The 25,909-nt window shown below is 67.1% G+C and carries 23 protein-coding genes and 1 pseudogene; 10 read left to right on the forward strand and 14 right to left on the reverse strand.

Annotated features, from left to right (window positions below; translation table 11 throughout):
• Positions 1–64 precede the first annotated feature (64 nt).
• Complete coding sequence (locus ABID41_RS19095) at positions 65–652, reverse strand: DUF308 domain-containing protein (protein ID WP_354298546.1); 588 nt, start codon at positions 650–652, stop codon at positions 65–67.
• Positions 653–677: 25 nt separating this feature from the next.
• Complete coding sequence (locus ABID41_RS19100) at positions 678–1,103, reverse strand: organic hydroperoxide resistance protein (RefSeq protein ID WP_354298547.1); 426 nt, start codon at positions 1,101–1,103, stop codon at positions 678–680.
• Positions 1,104–1,225: 122 nt separating this feature from the next.
• On the opposite strand from ABID41_RS19100, the gene ABID41_RS19105 reads away from it, so the two are divergent.
• Entirely contained in the window at positions 1,226–1,666 is a 441-nt protein-coding gene (locus tag ABID41_RS19105) for a MarR family winged helix-turn-helix transcriptional regulator (RefSeq protein WP_354298548.1), read from the forward strand.
• Positions 1,667–1,796: 130 nt separating this feature from the next.
• Here ABID41_RS19105 and ABID41_RS19110 read toward each other — a convergent pair whose 3' ends face one another.
• On the reverse strand, positions 1,797–2,249 hold the full coding sequence (locus tag ABID41_RS19110) for a ribonucleotide reductase subunit alpha (RefSeq protein ID WP_354298549.1): 453 nt from the start codon (positions 2,247–2,249) through the stop codon (positions 1,797–1,799).
• Between the two features lie 111 nt (positions 2,250–2,360).
• On the opposite strand from ABID41_RS19110, the gene ABID41_RS19115 reads away from it, so the two are divergent.
• The 5 genes from ABID41_RS19115 (at position 2,361) to ABID41_RS19135 (ending at position 6,833) form a co-directional block, all read left to right on the forward strand.
• A complete protein-coding gene (locus ABID41_RS19115) occupies positions 2,361–3,338 on the forward strand; it encodes an AraC family transcriptional regulator (protein WP_354298550.1) in 978 nt (325 codons plus the stop codon).
• 95 nt (positions 3,339–3,433) lie between these two features.
• The gene (locus ABID41_RS19120) at positions 3,434–4,051 is read left to right on the forward strand and encodes a nitroreductase family protein (protein WP_354298551.1); all 618 of its coding nucleotides are present in this window, start codon (positions 3,434–3,436) and stop codon (positions 4,049–4,051) included.
• Between the two features lie 43 nt (positions 4,052–4,094).
• Positions 4,095–4,640 (forward strand): carboxymuconolactone decarboxylase family protein, encoded by a 546-nt coding sequence (locus tag ABID41_RS19125; protein WP_354298552.1) that lies wholly within the window; start codon positions 4,095–4,097, stop codon positions 4,638–4,640.
• Positions 4,641–4,712: 72 nt separating this feature from the next.
• Positions 4,713–5,411 (forward strand): glutathione S-transferase N-terminal domain-containing protein, encoded by a 699-nt coding sequence (locus tag ABID41_RS19130; RefSeq protein ID WP_354298553.1) that lies wholly within the window; start codon positions 4,713–4,715, stop codon positions 5,409–5,411.
• A gap of 183 nt (positions 5,412–5,594) precedes the next feature.
• The gene (locus tag ABID41_RS19135; RefSeq protein WP_354298554.1) at positions 5,595–6,833 is read left to right on the forward strand and encodes a hypothetical protein; all 1,239 of its coding nucleotides are present in this window, start codon (positions 5,595–5,597) and stop codon (positions 6,831–6,833) included.
• A 125-nt stretch (positions 6,834–6,958) separates the two neighbouring features.
• Here ABID41_RS19135 and ABID41_RS19140 read toward each other — a convergent pair whose 3' ends face one another.
• The 8 genes from ABID41_RS19140 to ABID41_RS19175 all read right to left on the reverse strand — a co-directional run bounded on the left by ABID41_RS19140 (position 6,959) and on the right by ABID41_RS19175 (position 18,485).
• A complete protein-coding gene (locus tag ABID41_RS19140; RefSeq protein WP_354298555.1) occupies positions 6,959–8,812 on the reverse strand; it encodes an acetyl-CoA hydrolase/transferase C-terminal domain-containing protein in 1,854 nt (617 codons plus the stop codon).
• The gene (locus ABID41_RS19145) at positions 8,809–10,902 is read right to left on the reverse strand and encodes a 3-hydroxyacyl-CoA dehydrogenase NAD-binding domain-containing protein (RefSeq protein ID WP_354298556.1); all 2,094 of its coding nucleotides are present in this window, start codon (positions 10,900–10,902) and stop codon (positions 8,809–8,811) included. The genes ABID41_RS19140 and ABID41_RS19145 overlap by 4 nt, the downstream gene beginning before the upstream one ends.
• An 11-nt stretch (positions 10,903–10,913) precedes the next feature.
• Positions 10,914–12,197, reverse strand: coding sequence for an acetyl-CoA C-acetyltransferase (locus tag ABID41_RS19150; RefSeq protein ID WP_354298557.1), 1,284 nt, complete (start codon positions 12,195–12,197; stop codon positions 10,914–10,916).
• Entirely contained in the window at positions 12,194–14,464 is a 2,271-nt protein-coding gene (locus ABID41_RS19155) for an acyl-CoA dehydrogenase (protein WP_354298558.1), read from the reverse strand. Before ABID41_RS19155 ends, ABID41_RS19150 begins: the two co-directional genes overlap by 4 nt.
• A gap of 157 nt (positions 14,465–14,621) precedes the next feature.
• Complete coding sequence (locus ABID41_RS19160) at positions 14,622–15,311, reverse strand: alternative oxidase (RefSeq protein WP_354298559.1); 690 nt, start codon at positions 15,309–15,311, stop codon at positions 14,622–14,624.
• A gap of 164 nt (positions 15,312–15,475) precedes the next feature.
• Positions 15,476–16,318, reverse strand: a complete 843-nt coding sequence (locus ABID41_RS19165) for a DUF6544 family protein (protein WP_354298560.1) — start codon at positions 16,316–16,318, stop codon at positions 15,476–15,478.
• 176 nt (positions 16,319–16,494) lie between these two features.
• A complete protein-coding gene (locus ABID41_RS19170; RefSeq protein WP_354298561.1) occupies positions 16,495–17,817 on the reverse strand; it encodes an ATP-binding protein in 1,323 nt (440 codons plus the stop codon).
• A complete protein-coding gene (locus tag ABID41_RS19175) occupies positions 17,814–18,485 on the reverse strand; it encodes a response regulator transcription factor (protein WP_354298562.1) in 672 nt (223 codons plus the stop codon). Before ABID41_RS19175 ends, ABID41_RS19170 begins: the two co-directional genes overlap by 4 nt.
• Positions 18,486–18,617: 132 nt before the next feature.
• Between ABID41_RS19175 and ABID41_RS19180 the strand changes: the two genes are divergently transcribed.
• The 4 genes from ABID41_RS19180 to ABID41_RS19195 are packed head-to-tail and all read left to right on the forward strand — an operon-like array spanning position 18,618 to position 22,577.
• Entirely contained in the window at positions 18,618–19,007 is a 390-nt protein-coding gene (locus ABID41_RS19180) for a PepSY domain-containing protein (protein ID WP_354298563.1), read from the forward strand.
• A gap of 13 nt (positions 19,008–19,020) precedes the next feature.
• On the forward strand, positions 19,021–19,497 hold the full coding sequence (locus ABID41_RS19185) for a DUF2271 domain-containing protein (protein WP_354298564.1): 477 nt from the start codon (positions 19,021–19,023) through the stop codon (positions 19,495–19,497).
• 7 nt (positions 19,498–19,504) lie between these two features.
• Positions 19,505–21,670, forward strand: coding sequence for a PepSY domain-containing protein (locus tag ABID41_RS19190; protein WP_354298565.1), 2,166 nt, complete (start codon positions 19,505–19,507; stop codon positions 21,668–21,670).
• The gene (locus ABID41_RS19195) at positions 21,660–22,577 is read left to right on the forward strand and encodes an FAD:protein FMN transferase (RefSeq protein WP_354298566.1); all 918 of its coding nucleotides are present in this window, start codon (positions 21,660–21,662) and stop codon (positions 22,575–22,577) included. Before ABID41_RS19190 ends, ABID41_RS19195 begins: the two co-directional genes overlap by 11 nt.
• An 80-nt stretch (positions 22,578–22,657) precedes the next feature.
• Here ABID41_RS19195 and ABID41_RS19375 read toward each other — a convergent pair.
• From ABID41_RS19375 to ABID41_RS19210, 3 genes and pseudogenes are all read right to left on the reverse strand, one after another.
• Positions 22,658–22,777 (reverse strand): annotated as a pseudogene (locus ABID41_RS19375) (PEPxxWA-CTERM sorting domain-containing protein); the annotation flags it as partial.
• A 686-nt stretch (positions 22,778–23,463) separates the two neighbouring features.
• Positions 23,464–24,657: a cytochrome P450 gene (locus ABID41_RS19205; RefSeq protein ID WP_354298568.1), complete on the reverse strand. Its 1,194-nt coding sequence runs from the start codon at positions 24,655–24,657 to the stop codon at positions 23,464–23,466.
• 126 nt (positions 24,658–24,783) lie between these two features.
• Positions 24,784–25,875, reverse strand: a complete 1,092-nt coding sequence (locus ABID41_RS19210; protein ID WP_354298569.1) for a tyrosine-protein phosphatase — start codon at positions 25,873–25,875, stop codon at positions 24,784–24,786.
• Positions 25,876–25,909 lie beyond the last annotated feature (34 nt).

Raw genomic sequence — 25,909 nt, forward strand, 5'->3', positions numbered from 1 at the left:
CCTGGCCGACAATCGGGGCAAAGATCCGACGGCCGAAAGCCGGCCGCCGCGATCCTCAGCCAGATCAAGCCGCAGCGGTCGGCGGCGTGGCCTTTGCCCCCCTGGCGGTGAGCCAGAGAGCGGAGACCAGGAAGTAGAAGGCGCCGAAAGCCGCGTAGGGAGCAACGGTCGTGAGGGTGTCGACCTGCGCCCCGCCCGCCATCTTGACGAAGAAGGCGCCGGCCAAGGCTGACTGGGCGCCGCTGAGGATCATCGCCCATTGGGCGCCATAGCTCTTCCAGCGCCGGACGCCCGTGGCCAGTTGCAGCAGGCCTGCGACGAACGCCCATAGTCCAAAGGCGGCGAGCATGGCGTTCATGCCGACGACGCCGCCCACGGCGACGCCGATGGCCGTCAGGAGGCTGACGACGACGTTGATCGCCTGCGTCCGGTTCTTCGCCAGGCCGCCATTGAGCCGGGCGTCGGCAAGGTTGGCCAGCGCATCCCAGAGCGGATAGGCGATCAGCATGACGACCGCGAGCGGCGGCAGCGCCTTGGCCAGAGTGAAGGCGACGACGACCCAGACGGCGGCCACCATGAAGCGAACGGCGTAGTAGTTGCGCAGCCAGGTCCGCCTCTGGGCCATGCGGGTTTGCGAAACTTTATCTTGCATGAGGAAGCTCCTTTCCGAGGCGGGGTCAGGCGACGGTCAGGCCGACGTCGAGGTTGTTGCGGGTGGCGTTGGAGTACGGGCAGATCTGATGTGCGGCCGCGACCAAGGCCTCCGCTTCCTCACGGGCGACGCCCGGCAGGCTGATGACCAGATCGGCGGTGACGCCAAAGCCGCCTTCCGAGCGCGGGCCGATGCCGACAGTGGCGGTCACCGAGGCGTCGCTGGGAACCTTCACCTTCGCCTGCTGGGCGGCGACCTTAAGCGCGCCGAGGAAACAGGCCGAATAGCCCGCCGCAAACAACTGCTCGGGATTGACGCCTTCACCGCCGGCGCCGCCGAGCTCCTTAGGCGTGGAAAGCTGAACGTCTAGGCGACCGTCGTCCGACCGGGCGTGGCCATCACGGCCGCCAGTGGCGACAGCGCCGGTGCGATAGAGAACATTAACGGACATGGCCGTACCTTTCGATTTATCGTGCGATATTGTTTATCGCGATAAATTAAGGCTATCGACACGGAGGCGCGCCGTCCACCGTTTTATTATCGCGATATCGTTTTTCGTGATAAGGAGGTCGTGTGACCCATGACCTGACCCTCGAAGACCAGCTTTGCTACTCGCTCTATGCGACGTCGATGGCGATCAACCGCATCTACAAGCCGCTGCTCGACAGGCTGGGGATCACCTACCCCCAGTACCTCGTGCTCAGCGCGCTGTGGGAGGAGGACGGTCGCACCGTCGGCGCCATCGCCGAGCGGCTGTCGCTGGAATCGAGCACCATCACGCCCCTGGTGAAGCGCCTGGAGATGGCCTCCTTGGTCACACGCGCGCGCCAGGCGGACGACGAGCGGCGAGTGCTGGTCTCACTGACCGATCGCGGGCGGGCGTTGAAAGAGGAAAGCCGCTGCCTGGGGGAGGCCCTGTTTACCCGGTCGGGCATGAAGGCCGAGGAACTGATCTCACTGAACCGGGAGGTGCTGCGATTGCGCTCCGCCCTGACCGGGAACGAGATCGCCTGACGAACGGCCATCTCCAGCCTGGCCTTCCTAAGGGCCAATCTGCGCGTTGCCCCTTCCCACCGGGTGCGGACTTAGGGCGATCAGCGCGCCAGGCCGAGGCCCGCCTGCCGCGGCCGGCAAGGCCGCCGCGTCAGGAAAGGACGAGTGGGTCGCCCCGTCGATCATAGGCGGCAAAGCGGCCGAAAGCGCCAAGGCGCACGGCTTCGACCATCGATTGAAGCGCGCTCTCGACGGCGTCATTTTCCGGGGGCTTGCCGTCCCGACCGGAGAGGGCGGCGGCGAACACGACCTGCCAAGGTGGGCCGGCGAGCTCGGATTCCGCGGCCAGGGCTTCGAATCCGGTAAGTTCGCTGGGCGATTTGTCGACGCACATTAGCGGAGCGAGCGCCCCGCCGCGCCCAGCGAGAAAGTGCGCGCGCTGGGCCGGCGTGGGGCGGTCGGGCAGTTCTGCGGCCGCGAAGACGAACAGCAGCCTGTGCGGCTCAGACTGTTCGCGGGCGACGGCCAGGAGTTGCTGGAAGTGGGATGTTTCGGTCATGGCAGGCAGGTAGCCGAAATTATGGCGCGCGGACTTGCGCCACATCAAGCTCTCGCGGCGCCGCGCGCCCATCGGCGGGATCCGCCCCTTCTTCTGCCGGCGGCCGAAACGTAACTGCGATAGGCTGCTTGAGCGTTCCGAGTCCCCAGAGGTCCCATGTCCCAAGCCGACTGGCTTAGTCACCTCCTGAAAATGATCACGATCACCGGCCAGTTGGAAGTTCGCTGCGCCTATGGCGCGCCGTGGCGGGTGGCCTGGGCCAAGTCCGCGGCGCACGAAATTCCCTACCATGTCGTGCTCAAGGGCCGGGCCGTCATCGAGGATCCGGAGACGAAGACGGCCAGGGAACTCGCGGGCGGCGACATCGTGCTGTTGCCCCACGGGGCGGCGCACGTGCTGCACGACGGCAGCGGTCGCGCACCCGCGCCGACCCACGAAAGCCGGGGTTCGGCGGGATGGATGCTCAGCCAGAACGACAGCCGGGGCGAACACCTGGACATGCTGTGCGGGCGCTTCTTCATCGAGCCGCCCCATGATCGGCTGATCCGCAACTACCTGCCCACCAACCTGGTCGTGCGGGCCCTGGACGGCCAGGGCGACGCGCACGTCGAAGCCGCCTCAAGCCACCTGGCCAGCCTCATCGGGCTGATGCGGATGGAGTCCGCCGGCGACAAGCCGGGCGGCGGCGCCATCCTCAACGCGCTTTCCTCGGCGCTGTTCACGCTGGTGCTGCGCGCGGCCAGCGAATCCGCCGAGGCGCCCGAAGGCTTGTTGGCGGTGGCCGGCCATCCACGACTGGCTCCGGCCATCGCCGCGATGTTGACCGATCCGACGCGAGCCTGGAATCTGGCCGATCTGGCGCATTTGTGCGGCATGTCGCGGGCCACCTTCATGCGGCGCTTCCAGGATAAGCTGGGACGCTCGGCCGCCGACCTCTTGACCGACATCCGCATGAGCCTAGCCGCCAACGAGTTGAAGAAGCCGGCGGTCAGCACCGAGGCCGTGGCCGAGGCGGTCGGCTATCAATCGGTATCGGCGTTCCGACGTGTGTTCGCCGACAGAATGGAGATGACGCCCGGACAATGGCGCCGTCTGGCCCGCGAGGGCGAGCAGACCCGCACCGCCCATAATTGATCCTTTTGAGCATGTTATTGAGCTGATTGCGTCTCGAAATCAGCAGTTGTGGGGCCTACCAAAAGGCTCTCAGCGACCTGATGAAAGACGCGCCCATGACCAACCCCGTCATCGAAGTTATTCTTAGCCGCAGCGCCGCCAAGTACTACGACCCCGCTGCGGTCCTGAGCGACGACCAGATCCGCGAACTGGTGCAGATCGGCGCCAGCGCGCCGACATCCTTCCACTTGCAGAACTGGCGCTTCATCGCCGTCCGCACGCCGCAGGCCAAGGCCCGGCTACGTCCGATCGCCTGGGATCAGCCCGCGATCACCGACGCCGCCGTCACCTTCATCATGGTTGGCCAGTTGGCCGACGCCAGCACGATCCCGAAGCGCCTGGCCCCGGTGGTGGAGGCGGGCATCATGCCAGCGCACCTCGTGCCGGAGTGGGAGCTCCCCGCCCGCGGTCTTTATGACGATCAGCCGCAGCGCCAGCGGGACGAGGCGGTCCGCTCTGCCACCTTCGGCGCCGCGGCGATCATCTATGCGGCCCGCTCGCTGGGCCTGGGCTCGACGCCGATGATCGGCTTCGACGCCGAGGCGGTGCATCGCGAGTTCGGCCTGGCCGAGGACGAAGTGCCGGTGATGCTGCTGACCGTCGGACCCGAGCGCTCGGGAAACTGGCCGCAGAAGCCGCGCCTGCCCGTCGCCGACGTGCTGCACTTCGCGTAACCCCAAAAATACATCATAAAATCAGTATATTATGGAGATTCTCATGGCGAGAACTGCTGTCCCGACGCCGGAACAAACCCCGGCGGCCTCCAAGCCCACCCTCGACGGGTTCACCAAGAACATCGGGTTCACCCCGAACATGATGGCGCTCTTCGCGCAGAGCCCGGTCGCGTTCAACGCATGGGCTGCTCTGCTCGGCTCGCTGAGCAAGACGCTCGACGTGAAGACGCGCGACAGCATCGGCCTGGCCGTTTCCGAAGTGAACGGCTGCGACTACTGCCTGACGGTTCACAGCTTTACGGCCGAGCACATGGCCAAGCTGCAGGCCGACGAGATCATCCTCGCCCGGAAGGGCCACGCCAGCGACGCCAAGAGGGACGCCGCCGTCCAGTTCGCGCGCAGGGTCATCGAGACCCGCGGCAAGGTCAGCGACGCCGATGTGGAAGCCGTTCGCGACGCCGGTTACACCGATGCGAACGTCATGGAGATTGTCGCCCTAGTTGCGATGTTTTCCCTGACCAACTTTTTCAACAACGTGTTCGATCCCGAGAGGGACTTTCCGCCCGTCGCGCCGGCTGGCTCGATCTGAACCCCAAAGGCCCAGGCGCACCCCATAGCGCCTGGGCCTCTCCCATGCGCCGCAAGTTCAGGAGTAGAGAAATTGACCCTCGACCATCCCATTTTCACCCGCTGGCCGGCGCAACACCCTGATCGTCTGCAGCTCTTTTCCGCCCCGACGCCCAACGGGGTGAAGGTCGGAATCATGCTTGAGGAAACCGGCCTCGCCTACGAGCCGCACCGGATCGACATCGGGGCGAACGAAAGCCAGGACCCGGCTTTTCTGGCGCTCAATCCCAATGGCAAGATTCCGGCGATCTACGATCCGGACGGGCCGAGCGGAGAGCCCTTGGCCCTGTTCGAGTCCGGCGCGATCCTGCTTTATCTCGCCGACAAGACGAGGCGGTTCATCCCGGCCGATCCGAACGCCCGCTACGAAACCATCCAGTGGGTGATGTGGCAGATGGGCGGCGTCGGGCCGATGTTCGGCCAGGTCGGTTTCTTCAATAAGTTCGCCGGCAAGGACTATGAGGACAAGCGCCCGCGCGATCGCTACGCCGCCGAGGCCGCACGGCTACTCGGTGTGCTTGACGAGCGGCTGGCGGGCCGCGAGTGGGTGATGGGCGCCGACTACAGCATCGCCGACATTTCGCTGCTGGGCTGGGTGCGCAACCTGATCGGCTTCTACGAAGCGCGCGAACTCGTCGGCTTCGACCGCTTTTCCCGGGTGCAGAGGTGGCTCGATCACGGTCTCGCGCGTCCGGCGGTGCAGCGTGGGCTGGAAGTCACCGCGGCGGCTTGAAGCCGCTCGCCCCTTGAACCTCTTCGTTGCGTGGAAAAGGTCGTGAGCGTTTTCCAACGCAACGAAGAGAGCCGCCCCCCCATCCCTCCACCTCTCGAGCGAGTTCGACCTGGCCCGCTGTGGGCTGGCGAATGCTTTCGTTCACGATCTTCGCGCGACACTCTTGAGAAGGAGGAATCGACGATGGATCCCGGATCCGGTCTTCATGATCTGTCGGCCGAATCGACGCGCGCGCCCGAGGCCCTGCCTGTAGAGCGGCTGGTCTCCGCCGGTCTCGAGGCGACGCTCGAGCGCTTTGACGACCCGGCGCTTCTCAGCGAGGGCAAGGTGAGCGTCATATCGCTCGAGGCGGTGAGCCAGCGGTTCGGCGCGAAGTGGCCTGTGCGACGCAGCCAGGTCTATGACCATGTCGCCCGTACGCTGCAGCGCCATCTGGGCGTTCAAGGCTACTACGCCCGGGTTTCGGAGACCGACTACCTGATCGCCCAGCCCGCGCTCAGCCGCTTTGCGGGGCAAGCCAATTGCCTGCGGTATCTCCGCGAGATCCTGGGGCATTTCCTGGGCGAGGCTCATCTGGCCGACGATGGGGTCCACCAGGTCACCCGGGTGACGCAAAAGGCTGTGGAGGCGCGGAAGGTCGACGCACGGCATGTCGAGGAAGCCGAGCGCAGGGAGATCGCCGCCTCGAGGCCGGCGGCTTCAGGCCAGGGCAGGAGCGTGGTTCAATGGTCGCCCTTCGTGGCCGCCGACGGCCGCTCCCTCCACGTTTCCTGCGCGCTCGAACCAGTCTACGAGCTGAAGAGCTACGCTCGGATCGGCATGCGCCTTACGCGGCGCGTCCTGTCGGACGAGACGGGCGAGACCCTGACCGCCGCCGAGGTCGCCAATCTGGCGCGAGCCGACATCATCAGGATCGACATAGCGACCATCGCCAGAGGCGTTGAGCGCCTGAGCGTTCAGGACGGTGACAGTCGCGAGCAGTGCCTGATCGTTCCGATCTCATACACCACCCTCTCTAGCCAGCGAGGACGTGCGGAGATCGTAACCGTCTTCAAGAGCGCGCGCTCGCGGGTCAAACGCGGCGTGATATGCGAGATCGGCGACATTGAAGGCGTGCCGCACGGCGCGCTGGCGTCGACCGTTTCGCTGATCCGCCCCTTCGCCCTCCTCGTCGTCGGCCGGATTGCGGCGAACGCGCCTTCAGCGCTGATCGTTCAGCTCAAGGGGGTCGGGCTACAGGGGCTCGCCTTCGAATGCCCCGGCCACCAGAGGGAGGCCGAGTTCGCCGAATGGGCGACGAAGTCCATAGGAGCCGCGAAACACGTCGCCCGATCGGTCCTGATCTACGGAGCGGACTCGGCGGGCAAGGCGGGGCTCGCAGGCGTCTTGGGCGCCAGCCACGCTAGCCTACGCCAATTTTAGGCGGCGCGGTTTCCAGCCGCTCGCGCAGCCCCTTGCAGATCGCAACCCAAGCCCTGAACCGCCAAAGCGGACTTTCCGCGAGTTCGATGCGGCAGGCCGCCGCCCGCGCACGGTGAGCGTGCGACTCAGTTCCCCATCGAGTGACTGGGCGCGCGCGCCTCGGCCTTGGAGATCGCGCCGCGGACGAGGAAGGCGCTCAACCAATCGCGAAGGCTTCTTGGCCGGTCGAGCGCAAGGCGCGCCAGCTTGCGCTCATGCCGGCGACCGCCGGCCATGCCCGCGATGGCCAGCCGGGCCATGGCAGGTAGGTCGCCGATCGCCCCTTTCAACAGCCCAAGCGCCGGCAGGAGCGCAAGTTCCTCCTCGTCGAAGTCCGACCCGAAGGGGAGCGGCGGCGCCAGGCCGGCGCGCTTGAGCGGCTCCAGAGCCTCCGCAATCCTTTCCGGCGTGTTGCCGGCGTGCTGCGCAGGGATGACGTAGCCCGCCTCCAGCTTGTTGCTGCGCTTGGCGGCGTCCAGCAATTCGGCCTGAAAACGGGAATCGGCCACGCCCAGCAGAGCGACGATGACATCCCGGTCGGTCCGGCCCCGCAAGTCGGCCACGCCATACTCGGTGATCACGATGTCCCGCAGATGCCTGGGGATGGTTCCGTGGCCATAGGACCAGAGGATGTTCGAGGTCGCCGTCTTCCCCTGCCCGTGCACGGCGTCCAGGGTGATGATCGAACGGGCGCCTTTCAGGGCGAAGGCCTGGGCCACGAAGTTGTATTGACCCCCGACACCGCTGACGACGCGGCCGTCTTCCAGGCCATCGGATACTATCGCGCCCAGCAGGGTCGCCATCATCGCGGTGTTGATGAACCGCGCGCCCACCCGAGCCTGGCGCTTGATCTCTTCGTTCCCATAGAGCTCGTTGACGTACGAGATCGCCCGCATCTGGAATTTTGCCAGCTCCTCGGGCTCGGCTTCGCAAAGCGCGCGATAGAAGGATCGCGGACCCAGGAAGAAGCCCGCCTCGAGAACCGCCCCCTCCACTTCACGCTTGAGGATTCCGGCGCGGCGCAGGTCCCAGAGGCAATCGACAAACATCTCGGTCGCGGCATAGAGACCCTGGTCGAACGGGCCAGCCTCGAAGCTCCCCGCCCCAAGCCGCGCCATGGCCGCGCCGAACGCCTCTGGCTGGCGCTGCCTGACGATCAAGGCCTGGGCGACGGCGTCGCTGGTCGATCCGATCCCCATCTGCAGCGTCCCGCCATCCCGGACCAGACCGGCGGCATGAAACCCGATCGCGTAGTGAGCGTCGGTCACCGGCTCCTTGGGCGGACCAAACAGCGGAAACTGCACCCCTGGTCCCTCCAGCAGATGGCTGCATGTCTCGATCGGCATATCCCCTTCGCCAGGCATGAACGGAAGCTCGTCGTTGACTTGGCCGACCAGCAGGAAGTCCGTCTCGCCCCTTTGCCGGGCTGCAAGCAGATCAAGCGTGATGTCGGTATTGCATGAGAGGCTCAGTCGCCCCCCACGTCGGGCGACCAACTGGGCGACGAGGTTGACGCCGCGGTCGAGGAGATAGGCGGCGGCGTGGGTGTAGTTGGCCGAGATGTAGCTGCGCTGCGCGCTGTGAACTCCCAGACGCGTGCCGGCCTGAAAGAAGAACTCATCGACCGTAACGTTCGCCGGCAACGCATCGCGGCGCTGAAGATCCACATAGGCGAGGGCCGGATATCCGCCCATGGTCCGCTCGATAACGGGTCCCAGAAAGCGACGCTCAAGATCAGTCTTGGGCTGCGGTGGCTCTAGGGTCAGGGCCGAGAAGATCTGCAGCCTGACGTCACGATCGGCCATGGCGCGGGCGATCAGGGCGTTCGCCAGGTGATTGGCCTTGCCCAGGCCGAGCGGCAGGCCAAGCACGATGTCTCCACCCAGCTGCTCGACCAGGACGTCTGCGAGCCGTTGAGGATCGGAGAAGCTCTTCCTCATGCCTCCAGCCTGGACCAGCCGTCCGAGGGCCGGAAGCGCCGGCCGAATTTCACCTCCAAGGCTTCCAGCCGCTCGCGCACCTGCGCAAGGCCGCGCTGTTTCGCATAGTGCAAGGGCCCGCGCCGGAATGGCGCGAAGCCGGCGCCGAAGATCATCGCAGCATCGATGACATCTGGATCGTCGCTCACCCCTTGGGCGAGGAGTTCCGCGCAGGTGTTGATCATCGGCAGCACCAGACGATCGCCCATGTCCGGATCGGGGTCTGACGCGCCGCCGGCCTTGATGGCCTTGCCGTCCCGCCAGACGTAAAGCCCCTCGCCGCTCTTGCGGCCCAGCTTTCCGGCCTCGACCTTCTGCCGCAGCCAGTCCGGCGTCTCGGGCATATCCCAGTCCAGCTCCCGCTTGAGCATGTCGGCGACCGCCAGGCAGATATCGAGCCCGACCTGATCGGCCAGCTCAATCGGTCCCACCGGCATGCCGAAGTCTTCGGCGGCCTGGTCGATGGTTTCCTTGGCGATCCCCTCCTCGATCATCGCCACCGCTTCGAGCAGGTAAGGCGTGAGGGCTCGGTTGACGATGAAGCCCGGCGCGCTGCGCACCGGCGCCGGCAGCCGCTCCAGGCCGGCGACGAAAGCGCGGGCCGCATCGGCGACATCGCCCGCCAGGCCCTCGTGGCTGACGACCTCCACGAGCTGCATCCGGGAAACCGGATTGAAGAAGTGAAGCCCCACGAACCGCTCTGGCCGCGCCAACCCCTCGGAAAGCATCTCCAGGCGGATAGAAGAGGTGTTGGTGGCCAGGATCGCCGAGGGCTTCATCTGCGGCTCCAGGCCGGCATAGATGCTCTTCTTCAGGTCGGTCTTCTCAGGAGCGGCCTCGATGACCAGATCGGCATGCCGGACGCCATCGCCCTTCAGGTCGGGCGTTAGGCGATCGAGCGCGTCGCGTTCGGCCAGCCGGTCGCCATGGGAAATCTTGCCGTAGAGCTCGGCGGCCCGTTTGATCGCCCCAGCTATCGGCTCGGCCTTGACGTCGCCGAGCGTGACCTGAAGGCCCTTCCAGGCGCACCAGGCGGCGATGTCCCCGCCCATGGCGCCGGCGCCCACCACATGCACGCGCTTGATCTGGCTCTCCGCGCTCCCCAGGCCGCGCAGTTTCTCGCGCAGGAGAAAGACGCCGATCAGGTTCTGGGCGGCTTCGGAGACCACGAGCTTGGCGAACGAAGCCTGCTCGGCGAGCTTGAGCGCCGCATCGTCGCCGCCGTACTGCTCCCAAAGATCGATCAGGGCATAGGGCGCGGGATAGTGTGCGCTGGGCGCCTGGCCTTCGGCTTCCTGGCGCATACGGGCGGCGGCCAGTCGCCGGGCGGGCCCGGCTTCCTTGAGGCGGTCGATGAAGCCAGGCTCGTGCGCCCGCAGCTCACCCCTGGCGGCGGCTGCCACCGCCGACCTGACGTGGCGTTCTGGAACGACAACGTCCACCAGCCCCAGCGCCTTGGCCTGGGCGGTGTGGATCGTCTTGCCGGTGAGCATGAAACTCATGGCCTGCAAGGGGTCGATCAGGTTGGTGAAGCGCGCCACGCCGCCAAGGCCAGGGTGCAGCCCGAGTTGCACTTCCGGAAAGCCGAAACTCGCCCCTTCCACAGCGATACGGAGATGGCAGGCCAGGGCGATTTCCAGACCCCCGCCCAGCGCATAGCCGTGCACCACCGCAACCGTCGGGATCGTCAGGCGCTCCAGCCGATCGATGATGGCGTGGGCCTTGGCCATCTGCGTCTCGATCGCCTGGGGGTCGGCGGCGCCCACGAACTGGCGGACATCGGCCCCGGCGATGAAGCCTGCTGGCTTGCCGGATCGGATCACTAGTCCCCGCGGCCGATCGACCTCAAGGCGATCGAGGATCTTGTCGAGCTCGAGGAGCACGTCTTCGGAAAGGGTGTTGGCGCTGACGCCGGCCTTGTCGAGGACTGCCCAGGCGACGTTCTCCCTGTCCCGGGTCAAGCGCCAGTGCACATAGTCGGGCGGCGTGGCGCTTGTCGGCCCCAGATCGAGGACGCGCGGCGCAAGGAAGGTCAGGACAGGATCGCTCATCGCTTGGCCCCTCACGCCCGTTCAAGCAGCATGGCGCCGCCCTGTCCGCCGCCGATGCATTCGGTGGCCACGCCCCTGTGCAGACCGAGCCGCTCGAGGGCGCCGATGAGATGCAGCACGATGCGATTGCCGCTCGCGCCGACCGGGTGCCCCAGCGCGATCGCTCCACCATCCACATTGAACCTTGCGCGGTCGATCGCGCCCACGGCTCCCTGCGCCCCAAGGACATGGCGGCAGAAATCGGCGTCCTCGAAGGCTGCCAGGCAGGCGAGCACCTGGGCGGCGAAGGCCTCGTTCAGTTCCCAGAGTTCGATCTCGCCCAGACTCAGCCCGTTTTTCTGCAACAAGGCGTATGAGGCCAGCACCGGCCCCAGACCCATGATGGAAGGATCAAGCGCTGCCCAGGCGCTATCGACCAGCACGGCCCGCGGCCGCAGGTTCCAGGTCTTCACCGCCGCCTCTGACGCCAGGATCACCCAGCTCGCACCATCGGTGATCTGGGAGCTGTTGCCGGCGGTGACCTTGCCGAACGGCGGGTCGAACGCCGGGCGCAGTCCGGCGAGCTTTTCGGCGGAGCTCTCGGGACGCACCCCATCGTCATGATCGAAGAGCTCGCCGTCCCGCCCGAAGGCGGTCACGATCTCGTCCTTGAGCCACCCTTCCTGCTGGGCCAGGGCCAGCCGCCGATGGCTTTCCACGGCATAGGCGTCAGCGGCTTCCCGGCCGATCTCGAACAGGTCGGCGAGGACCTCGGCGGTCTGTCCCATGGAGAGGTCGGTGATCGGGTCAGTGAGGCCGCGTTCGAGCCCGACCACCGGGGTCAGCATGTCGGGCCTGAAACCCGCAAGCGCCTTGGCCCGCTGCGTGGCCGACTTGGCGGCCTGCAACTGCCCAAGCCAGGTCGCCGTGTCCTGCTTGAGCACGAGGGGGGCGTGGCTGAGCGCCTCGGCGCCGCCCGCCAGGACGAGGTCCGACACCCCTTCCCTGATGTAGCGGAATGCAGTGTCGATGGACTGCATGCCCGAGCCGCAATTGATCGCCACGGTGAAGGCGGTCATCTGAGGACCGCAGCCCAGCCTCAGGGCCGCGACCCGCGCGGGGTTCTGCTCGTCGGCGATGACGTTGACGCAGCCGAGGATGACCTGATCGAAGGCGTCGGCCGGAAAGGGCTGCCTCAGCAGAAGCGGCCGCCCGGCCTGGACCGCCAGATCCACCGGGGTGAAGGGGCCCGGCCGTCCCCGAGCCTTGATGAAAGGCGTCCTGGCGCCGTCGATGATATAGACCGGCCGGCTCACGTCAGGGCGTCCGCGGCGAGCTTGGGCGACGTTGTCGCTGCCCTGTCGGGCTCTCGATGTCTGGATGCAAGTTCGTCGTGGCCGAAGTCGTCGACCGCCACCACGGCGGCGACTGCGGCGTCGGCCGCCTCCAGCGCGGCGATCTCGGCCGGCGAAAGCAGGCCCTGACCCTCCGCCCGCCAGTCGCGGATCTTCCGCTCGCGCAGACGGTCGTGGATCGGCTGGGTGTCGACGACCTGGTTGAAGGCAGAGATGAGCTTGCCGACGGCCTCGTCGGCCCCGCCGACATAGACGTTCTCGACTAGTCGGGTGCGGGTCTCCGACGGCTCCAGCAGCAGCGCGGCGCAGGCGCGGACCACATCGTCCGACGGACCGCGGCGACGGGCGCCGAAGGGCAGCACGACCAGCCTCAGAAGCCAGGCGGCCAGGCGATTGGGCAGGTTCGCGAACACCTCGTCGAAGCGCTGTTCGATGGTGGCGAAGGCGGTTTCGGCGCACCAGGCCAGCAGCGGGAAATCGGCGTCCTGCCGGCCTTCGTCCTCCCAGCGCTTGAGAGCCCCGGAGAGGAAATAGAGCTCGGAGAGGATGTCGCCGAGGCGCGCCGATAACATCTCGCGGCGCTTGAGCGCGCCGCCGAGCGTCAGAAGCACAACATCAGCGGTCAAGGCGAAGCCTGCCGCATAGCAACCCATTCTCCGATAATAGGCGCGAGCTCGGCCCGCGTCGGGCGCCGGCGAAAGCGCGCCATCGGACCAACTGCGCGCGAAGGCCCGCACGGTCGTGCGTAGGGTGTGCGCGACGTGTTTCCAGAACACCTCGTCGAACTGCGCCAGGCCACGCGCCTTGTCCGCGTCGCCGATCGCGAGGATTTCCTGCAGCAGGTAGGGATGGGCGCGAATGGCGCCCTGGCCGAACACCATCAGGCTGCGCGTGAGGATATTGGCGCCCTCGACCGTGATCCCGACCGGAACGGCGCGATATTGCGAGGCCAGATAGTTGTTCGGTCCTTCGATGACCGCCTTGCCGCCATGCACGTCCATGGCGTCATTGACGACGATGCGCATGCGCTCGGTCGCGCCGGCCTTGAGCAGCGCCGAAATGACCGAGGGATGGCGGCCAAGATCGAGACCCGCGCAGGTCAGCCGCCGCGCCCCGTCCACCAGGTAGGCATGGCCGGCGATGCGGGCCAGTCGCTCCTGCACGCCTTCGAACTTGCCGATCGACAACCCGAACTGGGTGCGGATACGGGCATATGATCCGGTCGTCAGAGCGCTGAAGGCGGCGGCGGCGCCCGACAGCGCCGGAAGCGAGATGCCGCGGCCGGCCGCAAGCGCGGTCATCAGCATCTTCCATCCCTGCCCCGCCCGCTCGGCGCCGCCGATGATCAGGTCGAGAGGAATGAAGACGTCCTCGCCCCAGTTGGGACCGTTCTGGAAGGTCTGGAATGCGGGCAGGTGCCGCCGCCCGATCTGGACGCCTGGAAGATCGGTCGGCACGAGCGCGCATGTGATGCCGATCTCTTCATGCTCCCCGAGCAAATGCTCGGGATCGCGGAGCTTGAAGGCGAGGCCGAGGATCGTGCAGACAGGACCGAGGGTGATGTAGCGCTTGTGCCAGTCAAGTCGGACGCCCAGGACCTCCTTGCCCTCCCATTGGCCTCGGCAGACGACGCCCTCGTCGATCATCGCCGATGCGTCGGAGCCCGCTTCCGGACTGGTGAGGCCGAAGGCGGGAATTTCGCGTCCGTCGGCCAGCCGCGGCAGCCAGTAGTCCTGCTGGGCCTTGGTCCCGAACCGCATGATCAGTTCGCCGGGTCCCAGCGAGTTCGGCACCATGGCGGTCACCGCCGCAGAGATCGAGCGTGTCGCCAGCTTCCTGACGACTTCCGCATGGCCGAAAGCCGAGAACCCCAAGCCACCGAATTCCTTGGGGATGATCATGCCGAAGAAGCGCTCGCGCTTCATGAAATCCCAGGCTTCCGGGGAAAGGTCGCGGGTCTCCCAGGTCATGCTCCAGTCGTCGAGCATGGCGCAAAGCTGCTCGACGGGCCCGGCCATGAAGGCCTGCTCTTCGGCCGATAGCGCCGGCTTGGGAAAGGCGAGCAGCTCGTTCCAATCGGGATCTCCGGTGAACAGGGCCGCATCCCACCAGACGTCGCCCGCCTCGATCGCCTCACGCTCGGTCTGCGAGAGGGCCGGCATCACGCCCGCGGCCCAGGAGAAGATCGGGCGGGTGAGCACCGACCGGCGCAAGGAAAACTTGGTCATGGAGCCGCCATCGTAGCTATAGCGGCATAACGCCGACGAGAGCGCCCGGCTCCTCCTGGGCGCTCAAATCTCCTGTCGGCGCGTGAAAGATCGTGGCCCGATATCTTAGCGGTTCGATGCCCGATGACCGGGTCACGCCGGACACGCTGGGTCCGGGCTAGGCGGCCGTCTTCCACATGGGTTCCAGCCCCACATGCGGCGGGCAAGGCGCCACGGCTTCGAGCGGCAGGCCGGCCAGTTCGTTGGCATAGCCGTGGTTGACATCCCGGTGGTGAGCCTCATCGGCGCGGACGACCAGCACGACGTCCCGCAGGGTGGCGGTCTCGGGCAGCCCCCAATAGCGCTTCGCGAGTTCCGGCGCCGGCACGTTCGGCGATCTGCCCTCGTCGATCTCAGCCAGGTAGTGCGTGTAGCTGATCACGGCCTCTTCTTCGAAGTAACCGACCACGCGGTGGGCAGTCTTCGAAGAAACGAGGTAGAGCATGAAGAAGAACAGATAGAAGACCCACTGCACGGCCACGATCACAAATCGCTCGAACAACGTGGGCTTTGCGACCTCGATGAAGGTCATCAAATGCATCCGTTCGTTCTCGGCTTCGTCCATCAGGGTCTTGATCCACCCGCGGTCGTCGCACATGCGACGAAGGCACTTCAGGTGATTGATGGTGGCGCCGACCATCCCCGGCACGGCGGCGACGGTTTCAAGGACGACTGCTCTGTGCCCGTACCGCTTGGCGAAGAACGTGTCGGCGCAAAAGCGCAGGAGCTTGGTGAAGCCCAACGCGACACGGTCGGAAAAGCCGGCGGGCTGGTGATGAAGCGGATTTACGGATGGGGCGTCAGCCATAGAAGTTGATCCTTGCGATCAAGGGCGGTCTCAGCCGCCGCGTTATGGCGATCGATTAACGCGCGGGCACGCGCGAGGACATTCGGGAACGCGCCTTAAGTGCTGGCCCGGAGCCGCCTCGCGGGACGAGAGAAGCCTCCCGAGATCAGTACGCAACACGCGATTCAGCGAAAACGAATGGCTGACACACGCGCCCGGTAGAATGGGAAGTACTGGTCGGTTCCGAACCAGTTGCCACCGTCGACGGCCCAAGCGACGCGGTAGCCGTCGACCTCACGCACTTCGCCGATCGTTCCGCCGAAAGGCTGAAGTCGCCATTGTCGCTCGGGGTTCTCGCGGCTCCAGCGCTGGATCAGGACGGCCAGCGGGCGACCATCCGGAGCGACGGTGAGGTCGATCACGTGTTCTCGCCCCGGGAGCGTCACCACGGCGCGCGCGGTGACCGCATCGACCGGGAACCATTTGACCTGGGCCGAAGGCAGCATGGTCGCCGGCGCCCAAAACACTGACTCCGCGAGCGCCCGGCCTTCTGCTGACCGGGCGAAGTCTGTGGAACCTCCCGCCCGCACGATAGGGATCAGTCCATAGAGCCAGAACCGGGTCCAGGCTCGGCCGCGAGCATAGCCGTCAGACCCCGAAAGCCACATGCGCGGTGTCCCGGCCCTCAGGCGCCAAACGAACCCGGCTGGCCCGGCGATCACCTGATCGGCCTTCATGGGTAGGTAGTTCGGCTTCTCCTTAACACCCAAACTGATCTCGCCGCCCATCTCGATCTCGGCGACGGTGCGAAGCCGGGCGCCGGGTTGAATGGCGAAAAGAAAGTAGCGCCGGGCCGGGTCCGGCAGGTCCTGGACGGAGGCCGGATCGAAGTGGCCGCTCGAAATAGCCCCTGCCGCGCGGAGGTCGGCTTGCGCCCGTCCCTCGGCGCGCCGGTCGCTGAGGCGCAGTAGCTGGAGAGCCAGAAGGGCGGCGACCGGCAGAGCAGCAATCGTCAAGACTACGAGCATGGGCATCCAGGAGTTCGACGGGTTGCCATAGGCGAGGGTGTCGCCAGCGTCGTCGAGCAGATTATCGACAGCAAGGCCAAGACTGACCCGCTCCGACAGCAGTCTCAGGCCGCCCCGCGCCGAGTTGGCCGTAGCGCGGAGCGGGCGCGCCTTCGGCTACTGAACGGGCTCGCGCTTTACTGCCGAGGATCGAAGACCGCGAGGAAGCCGCTCGACTTCCCCGGAACAGGAGAGACCAGCTCCAATCGTCCTTTCGACGCCCGCGCGATGCTGTCAGCAATGGCGAGGCCAAGACCCGAGCCCGGGCCGACGGCCTTGGCCCGTTCAAAGCGCTGTTTCAGTCTGCGCAACTGGTCCGCGGGGATGACCGGCCCCTCGTTGGAGACGCTGAGCCTCCCCGAAACGGAAAGCACGATCTCGATCGGCGTCTCTGCGGGGGAATGGTTCAGCGCGTTCTCGATCAGGTTACGCGCCACAATACCGAAGGCGTCGGGGTCCATGTGCGAGAGCGCCTGGTCGGGCATGTCGACATGCAGACGCCCGCCAGCGCCCTCACGGCGGAAGTCGTCCAAGGTCAGCGACAGGACGGGAGTCAGATCGCGTTCGATCTCGCTCAAGACTCCCGCCCCCTCCGCGCGAACTAGTTCGAGAAGCTTCTCGGCCAGCCGCGCCAGCCGCTTGAGTTCGGCCTCCAGGGCTTGCGCCCGCTGTCGCTGAGGTCCCTGCTCCAGTTCCCGGGCGAGCCGCTGGGCCTGGGCCAGCGCGGCGGCGATCGGTGTCCTGAGCTCATGTGCCGCCGAGGACGTGAACGCCCGTTCGGCGTCCAGTGCGCGCGACATCCGCTGCATCAGCCGATTGACGGATTCGCCCAGCGGCTTGAACTCGACCTGCAAGCCGTCAGTAGCGACCGGCGCCAGGTCGGTCTCATCACGATGGCGGATCGCCTCGGACAGTTGGGTCATAGGCCTCAAGCGAGCGCGGGTCAGCCACCACACCCAAAGCACGCTGAGCGGCAGCAGCCCGGCCATCGGCCAGGCCAGCGCCCGCAGCGTATGGACCAGCGTCTCGCGGCGGTGATCGAGGGGCTCCGCCACCACGATCCGATAGGAGCCGGAGACCGCCGCCGTCCCATAGAGCCGGTAGCCGTGCCGGTTCCAGAACCCCAGGCGCGGCCCGTCGGAGAAAAGCTTGCGATGTGCATCGTGGGAAAAGAGCAGGACGTGGTCCGAGCCATCATAGACGGCGTAGGTCAGATACTCGTCCTCGGCGTCGAGCGGGGAAACCTGACGCGCCAGGGGCTCGTCGACCGAGTTGGTGAGTTCCACGACGGCGATCGACAGGATGCGTTCGGCGACCTCCTGCAGGGCGCTGTCCGAGACCTTGTTCAGTTCATGCCGCAACACTCCACCCGCCAACAGGAGGGCCGCAAGCCACAGCACCGCCACGCCGAACGCCACGCCCAGGGACAGGTCGCGGCGCAGGCTACGCGGCCGGCTCACGCCGCCGCTCCCGGGTGGCCCAGGCGATAGCCCAGGCCACGCAGCGTCTCGACGGCGCCCCGGCCGAGCTTCTTGCGCAGGCGACTGACATAGACCTCGATGGTGTTGCTCTCGACCTCGCTGTCGAGGGCGTAGAGTCGTTCTTCGAGCTGCGGCTTGGTGAGGATCGAGCCGGGGCGCTGCAGCAGGGCCTCGAAGATCGCCCATTCCCGCTGCGACAGGTCGATCCGTCCGTCCGGCCCGAAGATGCTCCGGGACGCCAGGTCGATCTCCAGCGATCCAAGCTGGATCAGCGGATTTGGATTGCCGGCATAGCGGCGCGCAACCGCTCCGATCCGCGCGGAAAGCTCATCCAGATCGAAGGGTTTGACCAAATAGTCGTCAGCGCCGGCGTTGAGCCCCTCGATCCGCTCGGTGATGCGATCGCGGGCTGTGAGGATGATGACCGGCGTGACCGACCCGTGCGCGCGCAGACCGCGCAATAGGCCAAGTCCGCTCCCGTCCGGCAGCATCAGATCGAGCAGGACCAGATCATAGGCGACGCTGTCCAGGCAGGCGTGCGCATCCGCGAGCGTCATGACCCGATCGACGCAGTGGCCCTCGGCCAGGATCTGGTCCTGGACAGCCATGCCCAGCCCGGGGTCGTCCTCCACCAATAGAATTCGCATGCCACTCTCCGCCGACGAATGGCCATGCTCTCACAAGCTGACGCTACGCTGAACGCGGATCGTCGGCTCATTCAGGCGCATGTCAGCCTCGCGGACCAGAAACGCACCGTCGCTCATGTGAAAGGAGCTGCGATGCGCCGAGTTCTGATCCTGCTGGCGTTGGGCGCCGGCCTAGCCGCTGGAGGCGTCGCCCTGGCCGGCGATCATTGCGACCGCCCGATGCGGGACTGGCGCCCGCGCGAGGCCGTCGAAGCGAGGGCCGGGAAACTGGGCGTCGAGGTTCACCGCATCCGCACCGATGACGGCTGTTACAAAATCTATGGGCGCGCGGGCGATGGCCGGCGCGTCGAGATCGAGATGGACCCGGTCACCCTCAAAGTCCTGGAGACCGAGTACGGCGACCAGGAACGACACGAAGAGGGTCGCGGCCACCACGAAGGCCGGCGCGCGACGCCGCCGGCGCCATCACGGTCGGTTCCAACCAATCCGCTGATCGGTCCTGCGACCGCCGTCACGAAATAATCCGAGGCGTCAGATGAAAAAGAAGACTGCTGCAACGACCGCCCTGTGCCTGACGCTGGCCATGCTGGCGACGCCGGCCTTGGCCCGCCCGGTGACGATCACCACGAAGATGAAGCCCTATGGCGGCGAGGCGGCCTATCTCGCGCTTTATCTCACCGACGCCCGCGGGGCTTACAAGGGCACCTTGTGGGTCGCCGGACGGAAGGCGAAATACTGGTCCCACCTCTCCAACTGGTATCGCGCCACCGGCGGCGCGCCGGCCGGCGTCGATGCGGTCACCGGCGCCAGCGTCGGGTCGGGGCGCACCCTGACCGTGACCGTCGCTCTCGCCGACGCCTTGATCGACGCAGGCTACCAGATCCGCGTGGATAGCGCCGTCGAGGACGGCGCGGACCGTCCGGTCGACGCGGCGGTCGCCCTCACCACCAGGGGAAAGCGGCTGCCCGTCGCCGGCAAGGGCTTCGTCCAGTCCCTGCAATACAACTTCTGAGCGTTTAATGACCCGCAGGTTACATTCGATCGCCGGACTGGCCTTCGGGCTGGTCCTGGCGCTGCTGGCTGGAACGGGCGCCGTCCTGTCGCTCGATCCGGCCCTTGAAGGGGCGCAGGCCCGCCCCGGCGGCCGCACGGTCGCCGAGCTGGCCGCCAAGGTCGCCGCGACCCATCCTGGCGTCGAAAGACTGGAGCGCCGGGCCAACGGCGTCTTCATCGCCAGCTTTGCCGGCCCCCAGGGCTATGAGACCGTGCAGATCGACCCCGCGACCGGAGCCGACCTGGGCCCCTGGGAGGCGTCCGGAGCGATGCTCTGGGTTCGAGGATTGCATCGATCCCTGCTGCTCGATGACGCCGGCAAAGCGGTCACGGGCGCCAGTGCGACCGTCATGGCGGTTCTCGGCGTGACCGGCCTCCTGCTGCTGGCCGGCATGCTCGGCGGCTGGCGGCGGCTGGGACGGCGGGTGCGCAGCACGGGCGCGAACCGCTGGCACGCCGTCGTCGGGCGGGCGGCGCTGGCGGGCCTGACGGTCTCAGCCCTCACCGGCATGTGGATGTCGCTGGCGACCTTCGGGATCGTGAGCGACGGCCGCGCGGGCGCGCCGGCCTTCCCCGAAGCCGTCGCCGCGTCCGCACCCGCGCCGGTCCAGACCCTCGCGGCCTTGCGGCAGGTTCAAGCTGGCGACTTGCGACGGCTGACATGGCCCATGGCTGGCGACCCGACCGACGTGTTCGGCCTCCAGACCGCGGACGGCTCGGGTTATGTGGATCAGGCGACCGGGGGGCGGCTCAACTGGCAGGCTGACTCGCCCGCGCGGGTGGCGTGGGAATGGGCCTATCGGCTGCACACCGGGCAAGGGTTGTGGTGGTTCGGCCTGTTGCTGGGCGTTTCCGCGCTAGCCGCGCCGATCCTGGCGGGCACGGGCGGATGGATCTGGTGGAAGCGGCGCGCCGCCCCCCCGCGCATCGCCGGCGCCGTGGCGATGGCGAACGCCGACGTCGTCGTTCTCGTCGGCTCGGAAGGTGGCGCGACCTGGGGTTTCGCCGCGACGCTGGCCAAGGCCTTGGCCGCTGCGGGACGCAAGGTCCATCTCGGCGCGATGAACGACGCAGGCGCAATGCCGAAGGCGAAGGCGCTGATCCTGCTGACCGCCACCTATGGCGATGGCGCGGCGCCCGCGTCAGCGTCGCGGTTCCTCGCCCGCATGGAGCGGATGGACAAGATCCCGGTCGCGGTCCTGGGTTTCGGCGACCGCAGCTTTCCCGCCTATTGCGGCTTCGCCGAGACGGTTTCGGCGGAGTTGGCGGACGGCGGCTGGCCCGAGCATTTGCCATTGACGCGTATCGACCGTCAGTCCGTTCGCGACTTCACACTTTGGGGTGAGGCCCTGGGCCGCGTCCTTGGCGTTCCGCTGCAACTGCATCACCGCACCGCCACGCCCGCTTCCGTGTCGCTGCGGCTTGTCGAACGGCGGGCGTTTGGCTGTGCAGTCGGGACGCCTTCGGCCGTCCTTCGCTTCGAGGCCGCCCAAGGCGCCGGCCTGCCGCGTTTCGAGGCCGGCGACCTTCTGGGTGTGATGGCGCCCGGAACCGATGCGCCGCGCTTCTACTCGCTGGCCTCCGGCCGCCGGGACGGCTTCATCGAGATCGCCGTGCGCCGGATGCCGGACGGCCTGTGCTCAGGCTATCTGCACCGGCTGGAGCCGGGAGACGAGATCCGCGCCTTCGTCCGGCCGAACCCCGGATTCCGCGCAGCGAAGGGACGCGCGCCCGTCATCCTCGTCACGGCTGGCTGCGGGATCGGCCCGGCGATCGGCCTGTTGCGCCATATGCGGCCAGGCCGGTGCACGGCTCTCTATTACGGCGTCCGCGACCCGCAATCGGATTTCCTCTACCAACAGGAGACCGCGGCCATGCTGGCCGACGGCCGGCTTTCGCGCCGCGTCATGGCCTTTTCCCGCTTCGGTGATCGCGCGCGTGTCCAGGACCGCCTCGGCGAGAACGCCGAGGAACTGGCGGACCAGATCCGGGACGGCGGACAGGTGCTGATCTGCGGCAGCGTCGCGATGGCGCGCGGCGTCGCCGAAAGGTTCGAGGAGATCCTTCGCCCCACCGGGCTGACGGTCGCCATGCTGAAGGCCGAAGGGAGGTATCTTGAAGATGTCTACTGACATCCTGGTCACGCTCAACGGCCCGACAATGGGCACGCGTTGGTCGGCTCGCCTGGCGTCGCGCCACGCCTCGCCGGACCTGACCGCCGCCCTCCAGAACGCCGTGGATCTCGTGGATCGCCAGATGAGCACCTGGCGCGCCGACAGCGATCTGATGCGCCTCAACAGGGCGGTCCAGGGCGGATGGGTCGATGTCGGCGCCGAGTTGATGGAGGTGCTGAATGTCTCGGCCGAAGTCACGGCCGCCTCGGACGGAGCCTTCGACATCGGTGTCGGCGAAGCGGTCAGCGCCTGGGGTTTCGGCGCAGCTCAGGGCCAGGCGGACGAAACCGCGATCCGGGCCGCTATGGGCCGGCGATTGCGGGCGCAAGTCGAATGCCGTCCCGGGGCGGGCCGCGCCCGGCGCTTGAACGACCGGCGCCTTGACCTGTCGGGCGTCGCCAAGGGGTTCGCCGTCGACCAAATGGCCAAGGTGTTGCGCGGGCGGCAGATCCCCGACTTTCTCGCGAGCCTCGACGGCGAGATCATCGCCCATGGCCGACGTCCCGACGGCCGGCCGTGGGCTGTGGCGCTGGAAGAACCCGATCCTGCGCGCCGCGCCGCGCGCGGGGTGATTGAGGTCACGGACTGCGCCTTGGCGACCAGCGGCGACTACCGCCATCGTATTCAACTGGGCGCGGCCTGGCTGTCGCACACGATGGACCCGCGGTCCGGCGCCCCGGTCCGCAACCGCGCCGCCAGCGTTACAGTCCTCGCCGCGGACTGCGCCAGGGCCGACGCGTGGGCGACTGCGCTGATGGTTCTTGGGGAGACCGACGGTCCGGCTCTCGCGCGCGCCAAGGGGATCGAAGCGATCTTCCTGATCCGTGAGGAGGTGGGGTTCAGGGAGGAGGCGACATTACGTTAGAGGTCCGTCCGGAGCTCAAAAAGCAAAGGCCACGCAGCGCGGTGGCTGCGTGGCCTTCAATCGTCAGGCCTTCGTCGGCTTTACGCAGCGAGACCGGGGATGGCGCGACGCCGGCGGATCGTGGCGCCGGCCAGGCCGAAACCAGCGATCATCATCGCCCAGGTAGCCGGCTCGGGAACGGCCGAGCTGAGGCCCTCCACGCGGAACTGCTTTCCCGAGCCGATCGCCGGATCGAACGTGAACGCCAGGCTGGTGATCCCCGGACCCCAGACGGTGAACTTGTTCTCGCCGTTGTCGACGACGCAGATGGTGCAGACGTCATCACCGGGGTTCGGCGTCAACGAGAACAGGACCGAGCCATTGACCAGCAAGGTGAGGTCGGAGCTGAACTTCCCGCCCGCGCCCTGGGGCGCCTCGAGGTTGAACGTCACCTTGTCCCACGCCTTGGCGAAGGTGACCGTGAGGTTCTCCATCAGCGGGTCGCCAAGGACGGTGGCTTCGCCCTGACCATTGACGCTGAGGTTCAGCAGGCCGCTGCTGGTGCTGAAGGTGACGGCCGAACCATCCTTGTTCACATAGCCGTTGACCGTCTGGCCAGATTGCGCGCCGGCGGAATGGACGCCGGTCTGCGCGCCGAAGCTGCCCGTGTCGAGCGTGTAGCCATCGACGACCACAGCCGCGCTCGCTGCGGACGCAGCAACACTAAGAGCCGCCGCCGAAGCGCCGGCCGCGACGAACTTCAAAAGCTTGTTCATATCCCCTCCGCCCGCGCCATCTGGGACGCGGAAGCATGGTTAGCGAATTGCTAACGGAGATAACGCCGGTCAATCAGCGTCACAATGCGATTCAACCGGCGGCGTATGAAAAGCGCGCAATCCGCCCCGACCTACTCGGCGCGGCGGAATCGTATGGGCATGTGCTTGGGGCCGGAGATGAAATTGGAGGCTAGCCATTCCACCGGCGCGGCCAGTTCGAAGTCCTTCATCCGGGTCAGCACCTCCACCAGCATGGCGTCGATCTCGATGCGGGCGATGTGCTGGCCTAGGCAATTGTGGGCGCCTGCGCCGAAGGCCAGGTGCTCCTTGGCGGGCCGCGCGAGGTCCAACGCCTCGGGGCGTTCGAAGTGGGCCGGGTCGCGATTGGCGGCGCCGAAATACATCACCACCTTGTCGCCCTCGCGGATGTTCCGGCCATCCAGCACCGTGTCGTGCTTGGCGGTGCGGCGCATGTAGATCACCGGGCTGACATAGCGCAGCAGCTCTTCCCGGGCGGGCGCCAGGCGGCCGGGAATATCCTCCATCAGCCAGCGGTGTTGGTCCGGGTTCTGGATCAGGGCCAGAAGGCCGCCGGCCAGCAGGTTGCGCGTGGTGTCGCCGCCCGCGTCGATCAGCAGGAGGAAGAACAGGAGGAATTCCATGTCGTCCAGCCGTCGGCCGTCCACCTCGGCGGCGAGCAGGCGGCTGGCCAGGTCGTCGCCCGGCTTGGCGCGCTTGGCGGCCATGACGCCCGAGCCGTACTCGAACATCTTCGCGACGGCCTGACCGACCGCGCCGGGAGGCTGGGCCTCTGGGGCGGTGTGGATCACCTCGGTCAGCTTGTAGAGTTCGCGGCCGTCGTCCAGCGGCAGGCCCAGCAACTCGGCGATCACGAAGGAGGGCATCTCGCCCGCCACCTGCTCTACGAAATCGCACTCGCCCTTGTCGACCACCGCATCGACGATCTGACGGGCCAGGGCCTTGATCCGCTCCTCTCTCAGCTTCGCGGCCGGCAGAGTGAATTCGCCGCGGATTAGCTTGCGGAACGCCGCGTGGTCCGGCGGGTCCATCATCAGCATCATCTTGTAGCGCCCGAAGGTCGATGATTCCGCCGCCGGGTCGGAGATCATGATGGTCGGCTCGGAAGAATAGGCCTGGAAGTCGCGGTCCACGGTCCAGACGTCGTCATAGCGGGTCACCGCCCAGAAACCGCGGCCGCCCGGCTCGTCGTGCCAATGGACCGGGGCGTGTTCGCGCAGCCAGCGGAACTGATCGTGGGGCTGGCCCGAAGCGAAGCTGGTGGGGTTGAGCAGATCTATATGCATGGTTGGCTTCTCCCGGCGACCATCCGACGCCAGCTTACGGGAGGGGAGGCAAGCCGGCCGAGAAACCGAAACCGATGCGCACGCCCATAGGAGCTGCGCATGCGCATCGGGATAGAGTCGGATCGCCTAGACCAGGTAGGTCGCCCGCAGGGTCGCGATCTTGGCGTCGGTCAGGCCGAAGCGGGCCTTGGCCACCTCCACCGGACCGCCATGGTCACGGTCCAGCCGGGCAAGGACCCGACGCATCACTTCAGGGTCCGAGCCCATGAGCACGTCGAGCACCTCGACCGGCATGCGGCGGAAGGCCTCCGCCATCTCCGGGGTCATGCCGCTGGACGAGGCCCCGCTGGCCATCAGCTTCTTGTAGTAGGCCGGCGGCGTGTAGACCTGGGTCAGCCCATAGTCGGCCACGACCGTCTCGCGCGGCACGCCGAGCACCGACAGGATCAGCGCCGAACCCACGCCTGTGCGGTCCTTGCCCGCCGAGCAGTTGAGCGCGAGCGGCCCGTCGCGACGCACCAGCCTGGCGAACAGGTCCGTGTAGTGCGGCGTCAGCATGTCGAGGAACTCGACGTAGGAATCGGCGAAGGCGTCCACCGCCTCGCTGCGGGTGCGCGCCTTGAGCATGGGCGCCATCGAGCTGTTCATGTCGTAGTCGAAGGCCGCCACCTCGGCATACTCGGCGGTGAGGAAGGCGCTGGGTTCGGTGCGGCGTTCCTCGGGGCTGCGCAGGTCGCAGATCGAGCGCACGCCGATCCGCGAGAGGTAGGCCATGTCGCCGGGCGTGAGCTGGCTCATCACGCCGGAACGGAAGATCTTGCCCCAGCGGACCTGGCGGCCGTCGGCGGTGCGATAACCGCCAAGATCCCGGAAGTTGCGCCCGCCCTGCAGCGGCAGCAGGCGCTCAGCCACGCGGGTTTCGCCGGCCGAAGTGTTGACCAGCAGGTAGGGGCGCGGGGTGCTGGCCAGCGGCAGCTCGGCGCGCCCGCCGGCGGCGCTGGACTTGAGCTGGCGCATGAACTCGCGCGGGGAGTCCGGATCCGACGACACGTATATGGCGGCGGCGCCGGCGGTGGCGGTCCATTCGACACGCAGCGCGCCTGGCCCGGTGCGCGTGGCCTGGGCGTCCAGAGTCGTGGGGCCTGCAAGAACAACACGCGGCGCCGCAGCGGCCGAGCCAGCCGCCAGGGCGGCGAGAAGGAAGGAACGACGTTCCATCTTGATTGTCTCCCTAGGAAGGAGACCGAGCAGG

This window comes from Phenylobacterium koreense, assembly GCF_040545335.1.
GTDB lineage: Bacteria > Pseudomonadota > Alphaproteobacteria > Caulobacterales > Caulobacteraceae > Phenylobacterium > Phenylobacterium koreense.

Coding starts and splice junctions, on each gene's coding strand:
- ABID41_RS19095 (WP_354298546.1), bottom strand. CDS start 652: ATGCAAGATAAAGTTTCGCAAACCCGCATGGCCCAGAGGCGGACCTGG.
- ABID41_RS19100 (WP_354298547.1), bottom strand. CDS start 1,103: ATGTCCGTTAATGTTCTCTATCGCACCGGCGCTGTCGCCACTGGCGGC.
- ABID41_RS19110 (WP_354298549.1), bottom strand. CDS start 2,249: ATGTGGCGCAAGTCCGCGCGCCATAATTTCGGCTACCTGCCTGCCATG.
- ABID41_RS19115 (WP_354298550.1), top strand. CDS start 2,361: ATGTCCCAAGCCGACTGGCTTAGTCACCTCCTGAAAATGATCACGATC.
- ABID41_RS19120 (WP_354298551.1), top strand. CDS start 3,434: ATGACCAACCCCGTCATCGAAGTTATTCTTAGCCGCAGCGCCGCCAAG.
- ABID41_RS19125 (WP_354298552.1), top strand. CDS start 4,095: ATGGCGAGAACTGCTGTCCCGACGCCGGAACAAACCCCGGCGGCCTCC.
- ABID41_RS19135 (WP_354298554.1), top strand. CDS start 5,595: ATGGATCCCGGATCCGGTCTTCATGATCTGTCGGCCGAATCGACGCGC.
- ABID41_RS19140 (WP_354298555.1), bottom strand. CDS start 8,812: ATGAGGAAGAGCTTCTCCGATCCTCAACGGCTCGCAGACGTCCTGGTC.
- ABID41_RS19145 (WP_354298556.1), bottom strand. CDS start 10,902: ATGAGCGATCCTGTCCTGACCTTCCTTGCGCCGCGCGTCCTCGATCTG.
- ABID41_RS19155 (WP_354298558.1), bottom strand. CDS start 14,464: ATGACCAAGTTTTCCTTGCGCCGGTCGGTGCTCACCCGCCCGATCTTC.
- ABID41_RS19160 (WP_354298559.1), bottom strand. CDS start 15,311: ATGGCTGACGCCCCATCCGTAAATCCGCTTCATCACCAGCCCGCCGGC.
- ABID41_RS19165 (WP_354298560.1), bottom strand. CDS start 16,318: ATGCTCGTAGTCTTGACGATTGCTGCTCTGCCGGTCGCCGCCCTTCTG.
- ABID41_RS19175 (WP_354298562.1), bottom strand. CDS start 18,485: ATGCGAATTCTATTGGTGGAGGACGACCCCGGGCTGGGCATGGCTGTC.
- ABID41_RS19180 (WP_354298563.1), top strand. CDS start 18,618: ATGCGCCGAGTTCTGATCCTGCTGGCGTTGGGCGCCGGCCTAGCCGCT.
- ABID41_RS19185 (WP_354298564.1), top strand. CDS start 19,021: ATGAAAAAGAAGACTGCTGCAACGACCGCCCTGTGCCTGACGCTGGCC.
- ABID41_RS19190 (WP_354298565.1), top strand. CDS start 19,505: ATGACCCGCAGGTTACATTCGATCGCCGGACTGGCCTTCGGGCTGGTC.
- ABID41_RS19195 (WP_354298566.1), top strand. CDS start 21,660: ATGTCTACTGACATCCTGGTCACGCTCAACGGCCCGACAATGGGCACG.
- ABID41_RS19205 (WP_354298568.1), bottom strand. CDS start 24,657: ATGCATATAGATCTGCTCAACCCCACCAGCTTCGCTTCGGGCCAGCCC.
- ABID41_RS19210 (WP_354298569.1), bottom strand. CDS start 25,875: ATGGAACGTCGTTCCTTCCTTCTCGCCGCCCTGGCGGCTGGCTCGGCC.